The organism is Undibacterium sp. SXout7W (assembly GCF_049339385.1).
Taxonomy (GTDB): Bacteria; Pseudomonadota; Gammaproteobacteria; order Burkholderiales; family Burkholderiaceae_D; genus Undibacterium.
Genome location: NZ_JBMPPF010000016.1, coordinates 26,424 through 43,922 on the forward strand (window position 1 = coordinate 26,424; position 17,499 = coordinate 43,922).

Sequence of the window (17,499 nt, forward strand, 5' to 3'; positions counted from 1 at the left end):
TTTTTTATACGGGTACCGACGAGATGACTTGCGCCGCGATTTCATACGAATGCAAACGCGCGGCATGCTCAAAAATATTCGACGCGATCATGAGTTCATCAGCCCCCGTGTGTGCGATGAAATCGGCTATCTGAGCAGCAACGGTGGTGGGTGAACCAATCGCTGAGCACGATAAAATCTGTTCCAGCAAATGTCGTTCCGACGGACCGATCTGCTGCATGAAATTGGCGACAGGCGGCGGGATTTTTGCCGGACGTCCACTTCGTAAATTGATAAATGCCTGCTGCGCGGAACTTGCCAGATAATGCGCCTGCTCGTCCGTGTCGGCAGCAAAGACATTGAACCCCAGCATGACATAAGGACGGGATAACTGCGCAGAAGGACGGAAAGTGGCGCGATACAGTTCAATGGCCTGCATCATCTGCTGAGGTGCAAAATGCGATGCAAACGCATACGGCAACCCCATTGCCGCAGCCAGCTGGGCACCGAACAGGCTTGAGCCCAATATCCAGACCGGTACTTGCAAACCGGTGCCTGGTACAGCCCGGACTGCGCCACGTGGCTCGGCTGAAAAATAGTCGATCAGTTCAGCCACATCTTGCGGAAATTCATCCGCATCGGAGGTCAGACTGCGGCGCAAAGCACGTGCTGTGCGCTGGTCTGAGCCAGGCGCCCTGCCCAGCCCGAGATCAATCCTGCCGGGAAACAAGGATTCCAGCGTCCCAAACTGCTCGGCAATCACCAGTGGAGAATGGTTCGGCAACATGATGCCACCTGCTCCGACTCTGATACTGGAAGTGCCTCCGGCTACATGGGCGATCAGCACGGCAGTCGCCGCGCTGGCAATGCCCGGCATGCCGTGATGTTCTGCCAGCCAGAAACGCCGGTAACCCCAGCGCTCGGCATGTTGCGCCAGATCGAGTGAGTAACGGAAGGATTGCGCAGCCTCGCTTCCCTGCGCAATCGGGGATAAATCAAGAATAGAAAGTACGGTCATGGCATGCCAATATGGAACACGGAAGCAAGCATTATGGTGGAAAAAGAATTTTCCTGTCAGCGACGACAATCATCGCCTGAACATGTAACGTATATGAAGAGCAACGTGGAAAGGTATTTCCAGCTATCTTCATTCATACAACGACTCAGAGCACACGTGCCATAAAGCGCCAGCGAGTCTGAAACTCGGGTGCGACTTCGGTACCCTCATAAGGTGAACAGTCGGCAAACCCGCACTGCGTATACAGACGTTGTGCTGACTTCATGAATGGCGCTGTGTCCAGACAAACCCGTGTGTAACCCATCTGCCGGGCATCGGCGATCAGGCGCTCCAGCAACTGCTGTCCCAGCCCAGTTCCACGACAATCAGAACGCAGATATATCCGCTTTATTTCTGCCTGTGTCTGACTCAGCCGGCGTAGCCCACCCATGCCAACGATGTTTCCATGCTGACTCAGCAGATAAAAAATACCTTCCGGTGGCGATTGACCACAGACTTTGTCAATCACCGTGGGAACATACTCATCTGCCGACATCCCCATCGTTTTTTCATACTGAATACCGAAGGCCTGCTCCATCTCCCGAAACACCCACGACAAATATTCCACATTCATCGCGATCAATAACTCGCGATGAATACTTAAGTCAGCAACGATGAGCTGTGGTGATGTCATGTCATTTCTTTCATACGACTATCTGAGACGCTTTGTTTTTTGTGAGTACAGAGCCGATAGACATACAAAGATCGTCGGGCGCGTCAGCTTACCTGCCACCGGACAACGCCGGTGACAGGATGTGACGATCAACACATCGATCAGATATCGATCAGGTGTTGCTCACAACATTCAGGCAAGGTGCCGCAATTCCCGCATTGCCACGGACACCGGTGCCAGATCTGGAGCCTGTGCGCTGATGGTTGTCAGTAACAAAGTCAACCGTTCAATGGCGGTAGCATGCCGTTCACGCCAGTCGGACAAGCTTTCCTGACGCGATAGCATGCCTCGTGTGATCTGACTCGCAATCGAATACACATCATCACGGGCACTGCCGCGCGCTTGCGTCTGCCACAGGGTATCGGTCGGCAGGCGATTGATCTGGGTACGCCAGCCGCTGAGACCCAGCTCATTATCAATCCCGAAATACCCACGTGCCACCTGCTCAAGTCCAAGACCGGCACCTGCTGCCAGATCCACCAGATCGAGCGCGGGGAAGATATATTCCAACGCCGTCAGGTTCTGTGCCAGTGTCGCTTCTACCCCAGCCTGCATCAGGGTATCGGCTTCATGTTGCCAGATCGCATGCGTGCTGGCTGGAAGCCAGTCATCCAACTGCCAGCGTAATTCGCGCGCGGCAGGTTGGTAACGCTGGATCAGGGTAGGCATGTCGCTGCTCTGGGCACGGATACGCAGCATCCAGCGCGAGGCACGCTGGGTGATCGCGATCAGTTTCGACAACAAGTCCAGCTGCAATTTGCCATCGACTTTGTAATCAAGCGCATCAATCTGATCCCACAAGACTTCCAGATCAAAAATCTCACGCGCCAGCGTGAACGCACGGATCACATCCGCAGCGCTGGCACCGGCTTCAGAAGCGATGAAATTGACGAAAGTCGCACCGGCACGGTTGACCACGGTATTGGTGATATAGGTCGCAATGATTTCACGCTTGAGCGGATGCACTGCAATCGCATCGGCAAAACGCTCAGACAAGACTTGCGGGAAGTAAGCCTTGAGCGCACGGCTGAAGAAAGGATCATCCGGCAAATTGGACGCCACCAGTTCATCAAACACCGACATCTTGGCATAAGCCAGCACCACGGCGCCTTCCGGTGCAGTCAGGCCTTGCTTACGCGCTTTGCGATGGAAAATTTCTTCATCGCTCGGCAGATATTCAATCGCGCGGTTCAGACGGCCTTGTTTTTCCAGGGTCTGCATCAGTCTTTGCTGACCATCGAGTACATACAGCGGCCGGTGCGCGGCGATATCCAGCGCCTGGCTTTGGTAGTAGTTATCGGTCAGCACCAGATGGCCGACTTCATCCGTCATCGAGGCCAGCAAATCATTACGCTGTTTAAGCGTGAGATCACCGGCTTCAACGATGGCGCCAACCAGAATTTTGATATTCACTTCATGGTCGGAGCAATCCACACCAGCCGAGTTATCAATCGCATCGGTATAAATACGGCCGCCTTTTTGCGCGAATTCGATACGGCCATTCTGGGTACAACCGAGGTTACCGCCTTCTGCCAGCACTTTGCAGCGCAGCTCATTGCCATTGACGCGGAAGGCATCACCGGCCTTGTCACCGACCTGGGCATGGGTTTCAAACGTGGCTTTGACATAGGTGCCGATACCGCCGTTATACAGCAGGTCGACCGGTGCCTGCAGAATCACGCGCAACAATTCTACCGGTGTCAGTTCTTCAGTTTCCACACCCAGCACGGCGCGCGCCTGTGGGCTCAGCCGTATCGATTTGGCGCTGCGCGGATACACGCCGCCGCCTTCGGAAATCAGCTTCTTATCGTAGTCATCCCAGCTCGAGCGTGGCAGATTGAACAGACGCTGACGTTCTTTAAATGAGGCGGCCACATCCGGTGCCGGATCGATGAAAATATGACGGTGATCGAAGGCTGCAACCAGCTTAATCTGTTCCGATAACAGCATGCCGTTACCAAACACGTCACCCGACATATCGCCGATACCGGCCACAGTGAACGGTGTCGTCTGGGTATTGATGCTCATGGAGCGGAAATGGCGCTTGACCGATTCCCAGGCACCGCGTGCGGTAATGCCCATTTTTTTGTGATCGTAACCAACCGAACCACCGGAAGCGAAGGCATCGCCTAACCAGAAACCGTAATCCGCTGATACGCCATTGGCGATATCAGAGAAGGTCGCCGTGCCTTTATCAGCCGCCACCACCAGATAAGGATCATCCGGATCATGGCGCACCACTTGCGCCGGTGCCACCACCGCGCCTTTGACGATATTGTCGGTAATGTCCAGCAGGCCGGACAGGAAGATCTTATAGCAAGCCACACCCTCGGCCTGATAGGCTTCACGCTCGGATGCCGGTGGTGCATTTTTCAGCACGAAGCCGCCTTTGGAACCGACCGGTACGATCACGGTATTTTTGACTTGCTGCGCTTTGACCAGGCCCAGAATCTCGGTACGGAAATCCTCGCGCCGGTCAGACCAGCGCAAGCCACCGCGTGCGACTTTGCCGCCGCGTAAATGCACACCTTCCACCCGTGGCGAATAGACCCAGATTTCAAACAAAGGCTTAGGTTCAGGCACGCCCGGCACTTCACGCGGATTGAGTTTAAAACTCATGTAAGGCTTGAATTGCCCATCCGCCGTGGTCTGCCACAAATTGGTACGCAAGGTCGCCATGATGGTGGCGTAGAACTGGCGCAAGATGCGGTCTTCGTCCAGGCTCGCGACATTGGCCAGCTCGGCTTCCAGCTTCTCTTTGATCTGCTGCTGCGCTGCTTCACGGTCGCCCGCAAAGTCAGGCTTAAAGCGGGCACCGAACAATTCAGCGATCAGCTGCGTGATCGCTGCATTCTTATTCAGTGCGGCTTCGATATAAGTCTGGCTGTAAGCAAAGCCCAGTTGTTTGAAGTAGCGGGCGCAGGCGCGTAACACGGCAATTGAGCGCGCATCAAGTGCGGTATTGAGCACCAGACGGTTCAGATCATCGCTCTCCACATCGCCTTTCCAGACTTGCGAGAACAGGGTTTCAAACCTGCCCTTGATCGCGGATAAATCCGTGGTCGCAGGCAGTTGCAGACCCAGATCATGTATCCACAGATTGTCATTGCCATTCAGGATCTGGTAAGGATGCTCGTCCAGCACGCGCGCACCCATGTGCTCCAGCACCGGCAAGGAATCTGACAAGGCGACTTTGCTGGTGTTATAGATCTTAAAGCGCAGCACGCCTGCCTCAGCATCGAGCGGGCGATACAGCTTGACGACCATCGGTGCAGCCGGTGTCAGGCTGGCCAGCATTTCTGCATCTTCGGCACCGACCAGCGCCGAGAAATCTTCGCGATAGGCGGTTGGGAAAGCGTCCGAGAAACGGTTGGCCAGCGCCAAGCCGCCGCCTTCGCCGTGGGTACGCAGCAATTCTGCGGTGCAGTCATCTTCCCAGCGCTGCGCGAGCTTGGCGATACGGGCTTCGAGTGCGCCCAGATTCACATTTTGTGGTGCGCGTTCCTTGGCTCTGACCTGGTAATGAATACGTGCCAGTGGGCTATCGGTCAGCATAGGCGTGAATTCTATCGACTGACCATTGAGTGCATACATCAATTCGTTGCCGACTTTGACGCGCAATTCCGTGTTGTAGCGGTCGCGCGGCACAAACACCTGGGCCGATGTAAAGCGGCCAAACGGATCGCGGCGCAGGAACAGACGGGTGCGTTGACGCTCTTGCAGACGCAGGATGCCGATCGCGTGTTCGGTCAGGGTCGCAGTGTCAATCTGGAATAATTCATCACGCGGATAATCATCCAGAATCGCTTGCAAGGCTTTGGCCGCATGGCTCTCGGGTACCACGCCTGCGCTGTTCATGACAGCCGCCACTCTTTGTCTTACCTGCGGGATCTGATCGACGGCAGCGGAATAGGCGGTAGAGGTGTATAAGCCTAAAAAGCGAGATTCACCAATGACTTCCCCATCATCGCCATAACGTTTGATGGCAACATAATCAAGCCAGGCTGGTCGGTGTACCGTAGAGCGACTCATGGCCTTGGTGACCAGCACGGTTTCATCAGACTGCATAATCGCCAGGACTTCCGGTGGTAAATGTGCAAGGCCGGTCTGGACTTTTCCCCGCAAAATACCGAGGCCAGACTCCGGAATTGCCACCAGACTGATTTGGTCACCGTCATGTTTCAGATCGTAATCGCGGGCACCAAGAAATGTAAAATGACGATTTTCCAGCCAACGCAAAAACGCCACACCTTCATTCCCGGTCTGCGCGGGTGCGTGACGTTCGCAAGCGCTGCAAGCAGCACGAACGCGCTCCAGCATCGCTTGCCAGTCCAGCACGGCGCTGAGTACATCCTCCAGCACTTGTTGCAAATCTGTCGCCAGTGCCTGCTGCTCAGCAGGGCTGACGATACGATCACATTCCACCATGATCAGGGACTCGACCTGCCCGTTACTTCCTGCCGTTTTTTCTGTCGTTTTTGCAGCGGCTACCGCACTGACGCTGCTGACCAGACCTTGCGCATTACGCTGTACGTTCATCAGCGGATGCACAATCCAGTGCGCGGTGCGGCCACTGCGGTTGATCGCCATCGTAACGGAATCAACCAGAAACGGCATGTTGTCATTCACGATTTGCACCACGGTATGTTCGCTGACAAAACCGTCTTCTGCCAGCGTCGGGTTAAAGACGCGTACTTTGGCAATTTTTTCGGTGCGTGGCGTATCGAGCAAGCGCCAGTGCGCATTTGCCTGTGCAAACAGGGTGGCGGGACCGCGGGTAATGATTTCGTCCGGATCGGTATTATCGAAATAAGCTGCAATGAAAGCGCCCTGACGTTCACTGGCAGAACCAGTATGGGCTTGCGCGTAAGCAAACAGCTCCGCGAGGTGGGAAGTACTCATACGTTCTCCTTCGGTGTGGAAGATAACGATCAATAATGATGCAAGATCATTGCACCATGCTAGCGCAAGTATCCGCTAATATTCTTCGGGAAACAAAGGAGTTTTTCGTGCAAAGCACCGGTGGAAGGAATGACGGGAATTCGGTCAGGACTATCCGTCGTTCCGATGACTGTCCATCGCTCTGTCAAACATGGGAGGCAAAGGAAACGTCAGCAAACAAAAGCCTGATGAGTCACTCATGAATAAAAACCGCTCTGGCAATACTCAGTTTGCAAGAGCGGTTTTTTTGATGGCTGACAGTCAACACAAATGAAAAGCAGATGAGCCAATCAGCGTTTGATTATCTTACTTACTGCGTGCGGCTCACTGGCTGACCTTATGCACGCGATCGATATCAACATCGCCGATGTTGCTACCTTTTTCGCGGACATAGGCCTCAAAAGCTTCCAGATCACGACCGATCATCTGACGTTCGCCAGCTTGTTTCATGACGCTGAAACCATCGCCGCCATCTGCCAGAAAGTGATTAACGATCACCCCGTATTCACGCTTCAAATCCAATGGCTGTCCTTTGATACGCACGTCCTGCACGCGCTCCGTTAATGGCAGTGCAGCATTCAAACGGTAGGTCATACCATGCGAGATATAGAGTTTTTTCGGGTTACTGGCTTCACGCCCTTGCCACTGTTGCTGCAACAGCGTCATGATTTGCGCACCGCTCAATGTCACGCGTACTAACGTATTGCCAAAAGGCTGCACCGCGTACAAATCACCATAGCTGATCGCTACCGGCAACGATGGCTTACCTGATGGCAAATCACTGCGGATACCTCCCTCGTTCATCACCGACAATTCCGCTGCCACGCCAGCATGATGTGCAAAATGCAGCTGGGCATCGGCAATCACGTTACCAAGCCTGCTATCAAAGTGGCTATCATCGCTGAAGCGATTCAATTGCTGCGGAATCGTCACCACAGGACGCTGGCGCATGCCTGTTGTTTGTGTGGCGACCTGATCGACCAATACCTGCGCTGCCGGATCAGCTTGCAATTGCTGCTGGCTGATCAAATGATTGTGCGCCACAGCATCAATCACTTTGCCGGTTTTTTTATCCAGCGTCAGAGTAGATTCCGTCAGGAAGGCACCATAGCTGCGTCCCTGCACGACCAACCTGCCATCAATTTTGCACGTATATCCCTGATGCGAATGGCCCGATACGACAAGGCTGATCGCCTTATCGAGGCGCTTGCTGATCTCAATAATAGGTCCCTGCAAACCTTCACAGCGATAGGTAGGATCGTTTTCTGCCCCTTTATAAATTGCCCCCTCGTGTATCAGCACGACAATCGTGCCAACACCCTGCTGCTGTAACTCGGGCACATAGCGATTAATCGCGGTCGCTTCGTCTTCAAAGCGTAAACGGCGGACGGCGTCCCCTGCCACCAGATTGGGTACGTCGGATGTCACCGCACCGATAAAGCCAACCTTGATATCACCTACCTGGCGTATCACGTAGGGTTTGAGCCACGGTGTGTTGCTGGCGACATCGATGACGTTCGCACCGAGATAATCAAACCGGGCACCGCGAAATCCCGCATAAGTACAGCCAGTCGCAGGACATTCACCTTTTATTTTGCGCATCAGATCAGCCGTACCGGAATCGAATTCATGATTCCCTACCGCCGTCACAGATAAATCCAGCTGATTCAGCGCTTCAATGACAGGTTCGTCTTTGAGCAAGGCCGATCCCAGCGGTGACGCGCCGATTAAATCGCCGGCACCAACCAGTATGCTGGCTGCGACAGCCTGACGTCGCTGTTTCAGCATGGTCGAGAGATAGGCGTAGCCACCGGCGGGAGCGCTGACTGCCTTGCCGGCAGCGTCCGTGGCTGGCGCCATATATGGAACAGGCTGGGCAGCTTGCAGATTACCGTGAAAATCATTGATGCTGAATATGGTGATACGCGTCGTCTCTCTGGCCTGCTCCGTCGACGCACAGGCCGACAGCAACAGAACCGATATAAGTAACGCAATCCGGCCAGACTGATACATACCTACTCCCTGAATCAATAAAATGAATCAATTAGGACTTACGCAAAATTGCCCCAGCAAGGCATGGCGACGAAGACAGTACGAATAGTATGGCTAGGAGCCATAACGCAGCTGGGGCGGGTTTGCGTAAGTCCTCTCAATAAAAAAACCTGCAACAACCTTGTAAGTTGTTGCAGGTACTGGATGCCGATACGACGTATTTGCATCCGGCTATCAATGACGAAGGCTTATTTGCTCATCGCCACCAATGTTACGTCAGATCAGAAATCTGCGGAGAACGTGACAGAAGTGAAACGTGGCGCACCCAGGTAATAGAATACCGTTCCGGCGGCAACACCATTGATTGCTTTCGCATTCGTCAGTGTCGCAGAGGATGGATTACGATATTGCTCATTGAAGATATTGCTGACATTCAGACGCAATGTCGGCTTTTTCATCATGCCCCAGTTAGGGAACTGATAACCAGCGTCAAAATCGACAATGTTTGATCCTGGAACCAGTTCATCGTTCATCAGAGTTGCCCACTGCGCGCTGGTGTGTTTTGCCTTCAGGCGACCATAGAATGCACCTGTTTCGTACTGTGCGCTCAGACCGTATTTCCAGTTTGGTGCCAGAGCAAATTCATTGCCAGATGTTGGCAAGAAGCTGGTTTTGCTGAAGATCAGATTATCTTTAACCTTCGTTTGCAAGTAGCTGATGGAACCATAGAATGACCAGCCATTGACAGGCTTGTTACCCATTTCGATTTCCATACCACGCATGGAGACGTTACCTGCATTGGTATAGATGTTCTTGTCGGCAACTGGATCATACGCATTGGCCTGGCGGTTTTTGAAATCTACATTATAGAAATCAACCTGTGCTGTCAGTTTATCGCTTTGGTGACGATAACCGACGTCCAGATTCCATGACGTTTCTTCTTTCAGATTGCCGGTCAGTGTTGCTACGCCATTGATGAACTGAACGTTATTGCTGGTCGGCGCAAACGCAAAGTTTGGTGGCGCTTTCATGTTCTTTGCCAGGCTAACATAAAGCTGATTATTGTTATCAATCTGGTACTTTGCACCCAATTGCGGCAAATAATCGCTGAATGTTTGCTGTACGTTATACGTGTTGGTGTAGGTTGGCAATGTACCGCCTTCATTGCCGTAGTTAGTGAAATCACGTTTGACATGCGGAGCGCGGACACCAACGTTAATCGACAGCTTATCGTTCATCAGGCTGACCGTATCCTGAATAAAGAACTGCCATGCCGTACTGATCGTTTTCTGATCACGACTTTCGTAAGGTGTGCCGTCAGGGCGCAGAATATTGCCATCACGCAACCAAAAGTCCGCTGGATTACCGGAAGCATCGACTGGAACGATAGGGCCAGTCTGACGATGTGTTGCCTGCTCAAACCAGACACCACCCAGCAAAGTATGGTTGCTCATCGTGTGCGTCAGCGACGCACTGATACCTGGACGCTGAGTGCGGGTGACGCTGCTGCCAGACACCAGAATTTTGTCCAGAGTATCGCCATCACCGTTCAGATCAACCGTCCCAGTTAATTTTCCGCCAGTCAGAAAACCTGATTCGGAAACTGCTTTTTGCTGCGTACCGCCGGTGCCATAACCGTACCAAAGGTATGGCAATACTTTCAGGTCTGTATTTTCATTCAGACGGAACTGACCTGTGACAGAAGCAATCACGTTCTGGAATGGATTGGTAGACAGCTTGTAATACTGTGGCGTTGGGCCTGTTTCTGTTTGTGCCGTTCCCTTGACGCCAGCCACATGGCCCGGAGTGAATGTCGGAGAATAATCGTAGTTATAGCCAAGCTGGTTCAACTGCACCAGAGACGGAGTGCCAATATTATTGTTGACTGCACTATTAAACAGGATGTTACCGTTGATGTAGTTAAAACGATCGAAATCAATGCGACCGCCTAAATCCATATGATTACGTTGTGCCTGGCCTGGGCCCTTCCATTTGTCGGTACGGGCGTGGGAAGCAGAAATAAAGAAACGGGAATTGCTTTCACCGATCAGACCTGTGTCGTAACGCAGGAAGGATTTGTACATATTCAAAGAACCGACAGTCTGCATGATACGGACACGGCGCTCTTTTTCAGGTTCGCAAGTTGTGATACCGATATTGCCACCAGTCGCGCCAACGTGCGGAGAATCGACGTCCGTGGAACCTTGTGTAACGAAGTTGGTACAGGTGTTTTCCTGATCAACAAATTCTTGTGGGAACACAGAGAAACTACCGGAATCATTGACTGGCACGCCGTTGACCGTAAAACCGATCTGATCGCTGTTAAAGCCGCGCAATGTAAGACCGCCACCAAACAAACCAGTTGCGTCGTGATTGTAGGCGTTCACTGCTGGCAACAAATCCAGCGCCTGATAGGCATTGCCGGAAGGACGTTGTTTCAATAATTCTTCACGCGTGACAGTACTGCGTGCTTTCGGCGCATCTTCATCCACCATCAAACCGGTACCGACTTTACGGCCAGTGATCGTGACACGCTTAGAGTCAGCACTTTCTGTTGTTTCTGCAGTTTGCTTGACTTCAGTCGTCTGCGCATAGGCCGCTGGCATCCCCAGACAGGCTAGTTGACAGGCGATTGCCACCATCGACAAGCGCGATGGAAAGGCAGAGGATTTGTTAGATTGTTTCATTGACTACTCCCGGATCAGTGTACGAATAAAAAAAAGTAATTCAAAACCTTGTCGATCATCTCAAGTCACTGCAACTGCCTGATGACATCTCCTTCATCGCTGTTGCCTCACCAAGTTATCTGGCTATTTTTTATAAAACCGTTGCAAATGCCCCACAAACACAGCGCTCGCTATCGGAATATCTGTCACCCGTTATCATAAAAATATCGCGCAATCGTTTGCTTTTCCGAAAAAGGAATAGTTTTGGCCGCGCAATCGTTTGCTTATTTAAAATAAAAATAAGACGAACTTGTCAAAGTACGTCTATGGTCGGGTGGCATCTGATGTCTGATGCCATTGCAAGCTGCACATGTTCATCGAACTGAATATGGATATGCAAGAAATAATCTATCACATAACAATGAGTGAACTTACAAAGTGTTACATGGAATTATGAAAAGATGATGACAAGGAAGTGTTTTGACATGATTCGTGTCACAAACTTGCCACACATTAAATGAATGGCAAGTGTTTTTATTGTCGCTGCATGATTGCTACGTAATTGCTATGGGGTGACTGCTTGATCGCTTATCGCGCGCTGTAATTGACCGGCGCGATGTTTTTGACGTTGGTCTGATACGCTGGAATCGTCGCCAGATCCACGCCTTTGGCATGCGCATACAAAGGCATGACTTCCGGCAGATGACGGCGGATTTCGGCAATCCGGTCGGTGCCTGCGGGATGGGTGGACAACCATTGCGGTGGTGCGCCTTTATTGACCATGCCCATTTTTTGCCATAAAGCGATGCCGGCACGCGGATCATAGCCTGCGCGGGCAGCAATATCGAGACCTACCACGTCGGCCTCGGTTTCATCATCGCGTGAAAATTTCAGCATACCAAGGTTGGCAGCGCCACTGGCAACCGAGCCAACGACGTTAGGATCATAGCCTTTGGCACCAGCAACCAGCTCTGCCAGCTTGACACCCATATTCGCCACCATGGATTTACCGGCACGCTCGGCGCCATGTTCACGCAAAGCATGGGCAATTTCGTGCCCCATGACGATGGCGACTTCATCATCGGTCAGCTTTAAGGTATCCAGAATACCTGTGTAAAACGCGATTTTTCCTCCGGGCATGCAATAGGCATTGATCTGTTTGGAGCCTACCAGGTTGATTTCCCACTTCCACTGTTTGGAACGCTCATTCCAGCGCAATGTATAGGGGATCAGCTTATTGGCAATGGCCCGCAGGCGAATAACCTGAGGGTGATTGTCTGGTCCCAGTGCATGCTGCTTTTCTGCCTGCTGCATGGTTTGGTTATATTGCAAGGCCGCCTGATTTTCCAGCGCACCCGCTGGAGCCAGCTTGCGGAACATGGACATTTCGCCCACCTTGACACCGTCCTGCGTCTGTTGATCCTGCGCATGGCTGTCGCTGCCAGCGGTCAGCAGCACAAAGGGGAAAAGCAGGGAAAAGGCAAGAGAGCGTGTTTTCATGATCATTCCGCAGTCAGGTAGTACAGAGGTCGAGATGGTAGCATCTGCATCAAAATAAAGAACCAGCGATCGTGATTTTTATGATCCGGCTACTTTTTTTTACGCAGACGGAATACAGCCAGACTGCCGCGCCAGTTAGGTAGCCAGTGCACCGGCTGCCCTTCGTGCAAGGCAACACATTGCATTACTTCCAAACCAACTTCGTTCGCCAGATCGGCAAAGTCATAAATCGTTGCGCAGCGTACATTAGGGGTGTCATACCATTGATAAGGCAAGGATTTGGATACCGGCATTTTGCCGCGCAGCAGCGCCGTACGATGTGGCCAGTAACCAAAATTAGGAAACGATACAATCGCTTCACGTCCGACGCGGGCAATGTCGCGCAACAATGGCTCTACGTGCTTCATCATTTGTAGCGAAGACAGACAAAGCACGGTATCAAACGCATTGTCGTCAAACATGCTGAGTCCGTTTTCCATGTCTTGCTGTATCACGTTGATGCCGCGCTTTGCGCAGTCAAGCACTTTATCATCGGCAATTTCAATGCCATAGCCACCGCAACGCTTATCCGTTTGCAAATAATCCAGCATGACGCCATCACCACAACCAACATCCAGGATTTGTGACTCTGGCTTGATCCAGTCGGCAATAAAGGCAAGGTCAGGCCGCAAACGGCTCAATTCAGAAAAGTTCATGCTGGCTCTCCCTGTAATTCAGCCTCAATACGATCAAAATAGGCAGCCACCAGATTCAGGTAACGTGCATCATCGAGCAAAAATGCATCATGTCCATGCGGAGCATCGATTTCGGCATAGCTCACAGTGCGGCGATTGCTGATCAGCGCCTGCACAATTTCCCGGCTGCGTTCAGGCGAAAAACGCCAGTCCGTGGTAAACGACGCCAGCAGAAATTTCGCCTTGGTATGCGCCAGTGCTTTGGTGAGGTCGCCGTCTGTATGGCGGGCAGGATCAAAATAATCAAGCGCTTTGGTGATCAGCAAATAAGTATTGGCATCAAAATAGGTCGAAAATTTATCGCCCTGATAGCGCAGATACGATTCGATCTCAAAATCCACACCATAGCCGAACTGATAATCACCAGATTTGAGGTCACGCCCAAATTTTTCGGCCATATCATCATCAGACAAATAGGTGATGTGTCCTATCATGCGTGCCACGCGCAATCCACGCCGGGGCACAACGCCATGAGCATAAAAATCACCGCCATGAAAATCCGGGTCGGTCAGAATAGCTTGTCTGGCAACGTCGTTGAAGGCAATATTTTGTGCCGATAATTTGGGAGTAGACGCGACCACGACGCAATGCCGCAGGCGATCGGGAAACAGAATACTCCAGGCCAGAGCCTGCATGCCGCCGAGTGAACCACCCATGACCGCGGCAAACTGTGTAATCCCGAGCTGATCTGCTACCCGCGCCTGCGCCTGTACCCAGTCTTCCACCGTCACCACCGGAAAATCAGCACCGTAGGGCTTCCCTGTTGCCGGATTCAGATGCATAGGCCCCGTGGAGCCAAAACAGGAGCCCAGATTATTGATGCCAATTACAAAAAAACGATTGGTATCGACGGATTTCCCCGGCCCCACCATGTTGTCCCACCAGCCTATGTTCTTAGGCTGATCCGCATAATATCCAGCGACATGGTGGGACGCATTGAGCGCATGGCAAATCAGTACCGCATTGGATTTGTCTGCATTTAACGTGCCATAGGTTTCGATCATCAGGGTATAGCCGGCGATCGAGGCGCCACTTTGCAATGCCAGTGGCTCATCAAAACGTAACGCTTGTGGCGTGACGATGCCTATCGATTGATTGGCGGTCGGCGAATTGGCAGTCAGCTGATTCGCAGCCGATGTATTTGATTCGGTCGTGGATGACATACACTCTTCCATTGAGAACATTCTCGTTATTCACTCTGCACAGGACATCTGCAAATTGTCATGGCACACAGTACGCTGTTGCCTGGCAATATTGCATCTGATTCCTGCCGATGTCGCACTGAACTGACGCTGCCGGCAGCAAACGATCATGCACTCATATTTGCACAAAATGACAGGCGCCAATCCATGCAACAAGGCCACACAACGCATGCAAAGCATGCTGCAAGGCATCAGTCAAACAACATCATCGGAAGGCTAAAAGGTGGGCTGAATGGGAAGGGGAAATATCATTCAAGCTCGCTTTAGCCGTATTTATTGTCCAGATATTTCCAGACTGCGCCCGCAAGCTGATTTTCAAATCGGCGCATTCATGTAACAAACAGAAGGATAACGAAGTCCAGCGTTGACGTCAAACCAGAGACGGCACAAACCGGACTGCGCAAGGCATTAATGCAGTACCGGCGCACTCGCCTTCATGCTTGCCAGCGTTTCACGAATCACGGCAGCATCATAGCTGCGCAGGATTTTCCTGACGGGTATCTGCAATGCTTCCATGCGGGTATTCAGGATTTCCTGTTTAATTTCTGGCAATAATGCCGCCGGCATCGATAATTCGCGGAAACCCATGCCAATCAGCAAGCGGGTCAGGCGTATATCTCCGGCCATTCCGCCGCAAATCGACACAGGAATATCTGCTTTTTGTCCGGCGGAGATCACCATATACAGTAATTGCAAAATCGCCGGATGCAGATCATCGTATAAATGCGCAACTTCATGGTCGGCACGGTCAATCGCCAGCGTGTACTGAATCAGATCATTGGTACCAATCGATAAAAAATCGAGTTTTTTGACGAACATCGGCAAGGACAAGGCTGCGGCGGGAATTTCTATCATGGCTCCCACGGCAATGTCCGCGTCAAATTTTTTCCCTTCTGCGGCCAGACTGGCTTTTGCCTGCTCTATCATGGCCAGCGTCTGATCAATTTCAAAACCGTGCGCCATCATCGGTATCAACAGTTTTACAGGACCAAAGGCGGAAGCACGCAAAATGGCGCGCAACTGCGTCAGAAACAATTGCGGCTCCGCCAGACAATAACGTATGGCCCGCAAACCCAGCGCGGGGTTAAGAACATTGTGTTCGGTAGAATCCAACGGTTTATCTGCACCGACATCCAGCGTGCGAATCGTCACCGGGCGACCTTTCATGGCGGTGACGGCCATGCGATAGGCATCAAACTGCTGTTCTTCGGAAGGAAGCTGATGCTCCTGTCCACTCCGCTCCATAAACAAGAATTCGGAACGGAACAACCCGACACCGTTGGCACCAGCTTCTAATGCTGCTGCGGCATCCTGCGGTAACTCGATGTTGGCCAGCAAGGTAATTTCGACGCCATCCTGAGTAATCGAAGGTGTTTTCCGGAGTTTAGTCAGTTTTTTACGTGCTTTTTGCAGTAATAACTGGCGTTCACGATACTGATCCAGCACCAGCGTTGTCGGCGCAACGATAACGACGCCTGCATCGCTGTCGATAATCAACCAGTCATCCTGCTCAATCAGACGCGAGGCATTGCCCATCCCGACGACCGCCGGAATTCCAAGGCTGCGCGACACAATCGCTGTGTGCGAATTCTGTCCGCCTTCGTCGGTGACGAATCCGGTAAAAGCGACATCGCGGAATTGCATCATGTCGGCAGGAGAAATATCGCGGGCAACAACGATCATATTGGCACTACGCTCATCAATGCCGTCCGAGCGCGGCACGGTATTGGCCGTGCCTGTCATGACTTTCAGAACCCGCTCGGCTACTTGCTGAATATCAGCTTTGCGCTCGCGCAGATAGTCGTCTTCGATTTCATCAAACTGGGCAGATAATTCATCAATCTGGGTCACCAGCGCCCATTCGGCGTTGTAATGGCGGGTACGGATGATGTCCAGTGGTGCCTCTGACAGCATGGGATCAGACAAAATCAGGGCGTGGACATCAATAAATGCCCCTAACTCTGTCGGCGCATCTTGCGGCAAATCCGACCACAATGCCTGCAAATCCTTGTGCACGCGGGCAATGGCGTCCTGCAAACGCAGGACTTCTGCTTCGACTTGTTCCTGAGCGACCAGATAATGTTGTACGTCCAACGCGGCGGGACGCAGCAGATGCGCTCTGCCTATCGCAATGCCACGTGAAACAGGGATACCTTGCAATGTGAAAGATGCCACGCTTTGTCCCCCATTGTTTTAATGATTCATCGGGCACAACCACTGGCTGCCCTGGTATTGCATTTAATATGTGATTTTTTAGTCTGCTTTGCTGCGTTGTTCTGTATTTTCTGTGTTACCTGATGCCATTCCGGTACAACCCGACACTTGTCCTGCATGATGAGCATGATGAAATGGCGTGATCACGAAACCACCAGTTCACAGCAATGCTGCCAATGACAGGCACAAACCATGCCGGTTAGTGCCAACCAAGCGGCACAGTCAGGCGAAAATCAGGTGAAAGTGCGGTGCTTTGGCGCTTTATTCACCCTCACCAAATTTGTCATTGATCAGCGCAAGAATTGCGTCAAAACAAGCCTGCTCGTCTGCACCGTTGGTTTCCAGTAATACTTTGGCACCTTTACCGGCTGCCAGCATCATAACGCCCATGATGGATTTGCCATTCACGCGACGACCATTGCGACTCAGCCAGACTTCGCATGAATGCTTGCTTGCCAGTTGTGTAAATTTAGCCGATGCGCGGGCATGCAAGCCGAGTTTGTTCACAATTTCTATTTCTTGTTGAATCATGCTGACCTTT

General features: G+C 52.0%; 10 protein-coding genes. All 10 read right to left on the reverse strand.

What is annotated here, in order from left to right; genetic code table 11:
* Positions 1-4 precede the first annotated feature (4 nt).
* A complete protein-coding gene (locus ACO0LB_RS14780) occupies positions 5-997 on the reverse strand; it encodes an LLM class flavin-dependent oxidoreductase (RefSeq protein WP_423050360.1) in 993 nt (330 codons plus the stop codon).
* A 145-nt stretch (positions 998-1,142) separates the two neighbouring features.
* Positions 1,143-1,670, reverse strand: coding sequence for a GNAT family N-acetyltransferase (locus ACO0LB_RS14785; protein ID WP_423050362.1), 528 nt, complete (start codon positions 1,668-1,670; stop codon positions 1,143-1,145).
* 171 nt (positions 1,671-1,841) lie between these two features.
* On the reverse strand, positions 1,842-6,611 hold the full coding sequence (locus ACO0LB_RS14790) for an NAD-glutamate dehydrogenase (RefSeq protein WP_423050364.1): 4,770 nt from the start codon (positions 6,609-6,611) through the stop codon (positions 1,842-1,844).
* A gap of 363 nt (positions 6,612-6,974) precedes the next feature.
* The gene (locus ACO0LB_RS14795; RefSeq protein WP_423050366.1) at positions 6,975-8,663 is read right to left on the reverse strand and encodes a bifunctional metallophosphatase/5'-nucleotidase; all 1,689 of its coding nucleotides are present in this window, start codon (positions 8,661-8,663) and stop codon (positions 6,975-6,977) included.
* Positions 8,664-8,923: 260 nt separating this feature from the next.
* Positions 8,924-11,329: a TonB-dependent receptor gene (locus ACO0LB_RS14800; protein WP_423050368.1), complete on the reverse strand. Its 2,406-nt coding sequence runs from the start codon at positions 11,327-11,329 to the stop codon at positions 8,924-8,926.
* Between the two features lie 567 nt (positions 11,330-11,896).
* Complete coding sequence (locus ACO0LB_RS14805) at positions 11,897-12,808, reverse strand: M48 family metallopeptidase (RefSeq protein WP_423050370.1); 912 nt, start codon at positions 12,806-12,808, stop codon at positions 11,897-11,899.
* A gap of 89 nt (positions 12,809-12,897) precedes the next feature.
* Entirely contained in the window at positions 12,898-13,503 is a 606-nt protein-coding gene (metW, locus tag ACO0LB_RS14810) for a methionine biosynthesis protein MetW (protein WP_423050372.1), read from the reverse strand.
* Entirely contained in the window at positions 13,500-14,717 is a 1,218-nt protein-coding gene (gene metX, locus ACO0LB_RS14815) for a homoserine O-succinyltransferase MetX (RefSeq protein WP_423050539.1), read from the reverse strand. Before metX ends, metW begins: the two co-directional genes overlap by 4 nt.
* 435 nt (positions 14,718-15,152) lie before the next feature.
* Positions 15,153-16,919 carry a phosphoenolpyruvate--protein phosphotransferase gene (gene ptsP, locus ACO0LB_RS14820; RefSeq protein WP_423050374.1) on the reverse strand — a complete coding sequence of 589 codons (1,767 nt, stop codon included), beginning with the start codon at positions 16,917-16,919 and terminating at the stop codon, positions 15,153-15,155.
* 300 nt (positions 16,920-17,219) lie between these two features.
* Positions 17,220-17,489 carry an HPr family phosphocarrier protein gene (locus ACO0LB_RS14825; protein ID WP_423050376.1) on the reverse strand — a complete coding sequence of 90 codons (270 nt, stop codon included), beginning with the start codon at positions 17,487-17,489 and terminating at the stop codon, positions 17,220-17,222.
* Positions 17,490-17,499: the final 10 nt, after the last annotated feature.

Bases quoted from the DNA above. Each gene is read 5' to 3' on its own strand.
- ACO0LB_RS14780 (WP_423050360.1), bottom strand. From the start codon at position 997: ATGACCGTACTTTCTATTCTTGATTTATCCCCGATTGCGCAGGGAAGC.
- ACO0LB_RS14785 (WP_423050362.1), bottom strand. From the start codon at position 1,670: ATGACATCACCACAGCTCATCGTTGCTGACTTAAGTATTCATCGCGAG.
- ACO0LB_RS14790 (WP_423050364.1), bottom strand. From the start codon at position 6,611: ATGAGTACTTCCCACCTCGCGGAGCTGTTTGCTTACGCGCAAGCCCAT.
- ACO0LB_RS14795 (WP_423050366.1), bottom strand. From the start codon at position 8,663: ATGTATCAGTCTGGCCGGATTGCGTTACTTATATCGGTTCTGTTGCTG.
- ACO0LB_RS14800 (WP_423050368.1), bottom strand. From the start codon at position 11,329: ATGAAACAATCTAACAAATCCTCTGCCTTTCCATCGCGCTTGTCGATG.
- ACO0LB_RS14805 (WP_423050370.1), bottom strand. From the start codon at position 12,808: ATGAAAACACGCTCTCTTGCCTTTTCCCTGCTTTTCCCCTTTGTGCTG.
- metW (WP_423050372.1), bottom strand. From the start codon at position 13,503: ATGAACTTTTCTGAATTGAGCCGTTTGCGGCCTGACCTTGCCTTTATT.
- metX (WP_423050539.1), bottom strand. From the start codon at position 14,717: ATGGAAGAGTGTATGTCATCCACGACCGAATCAAATACATCGGCTGCG.
- ACO0LB_RS14825 (WP_423050376.1), bottom strand. From the start codon at position 17,489: ATGATTCAACAAGAAATAGAAATTGTGAACAAACTCGGCTTGCATGCC.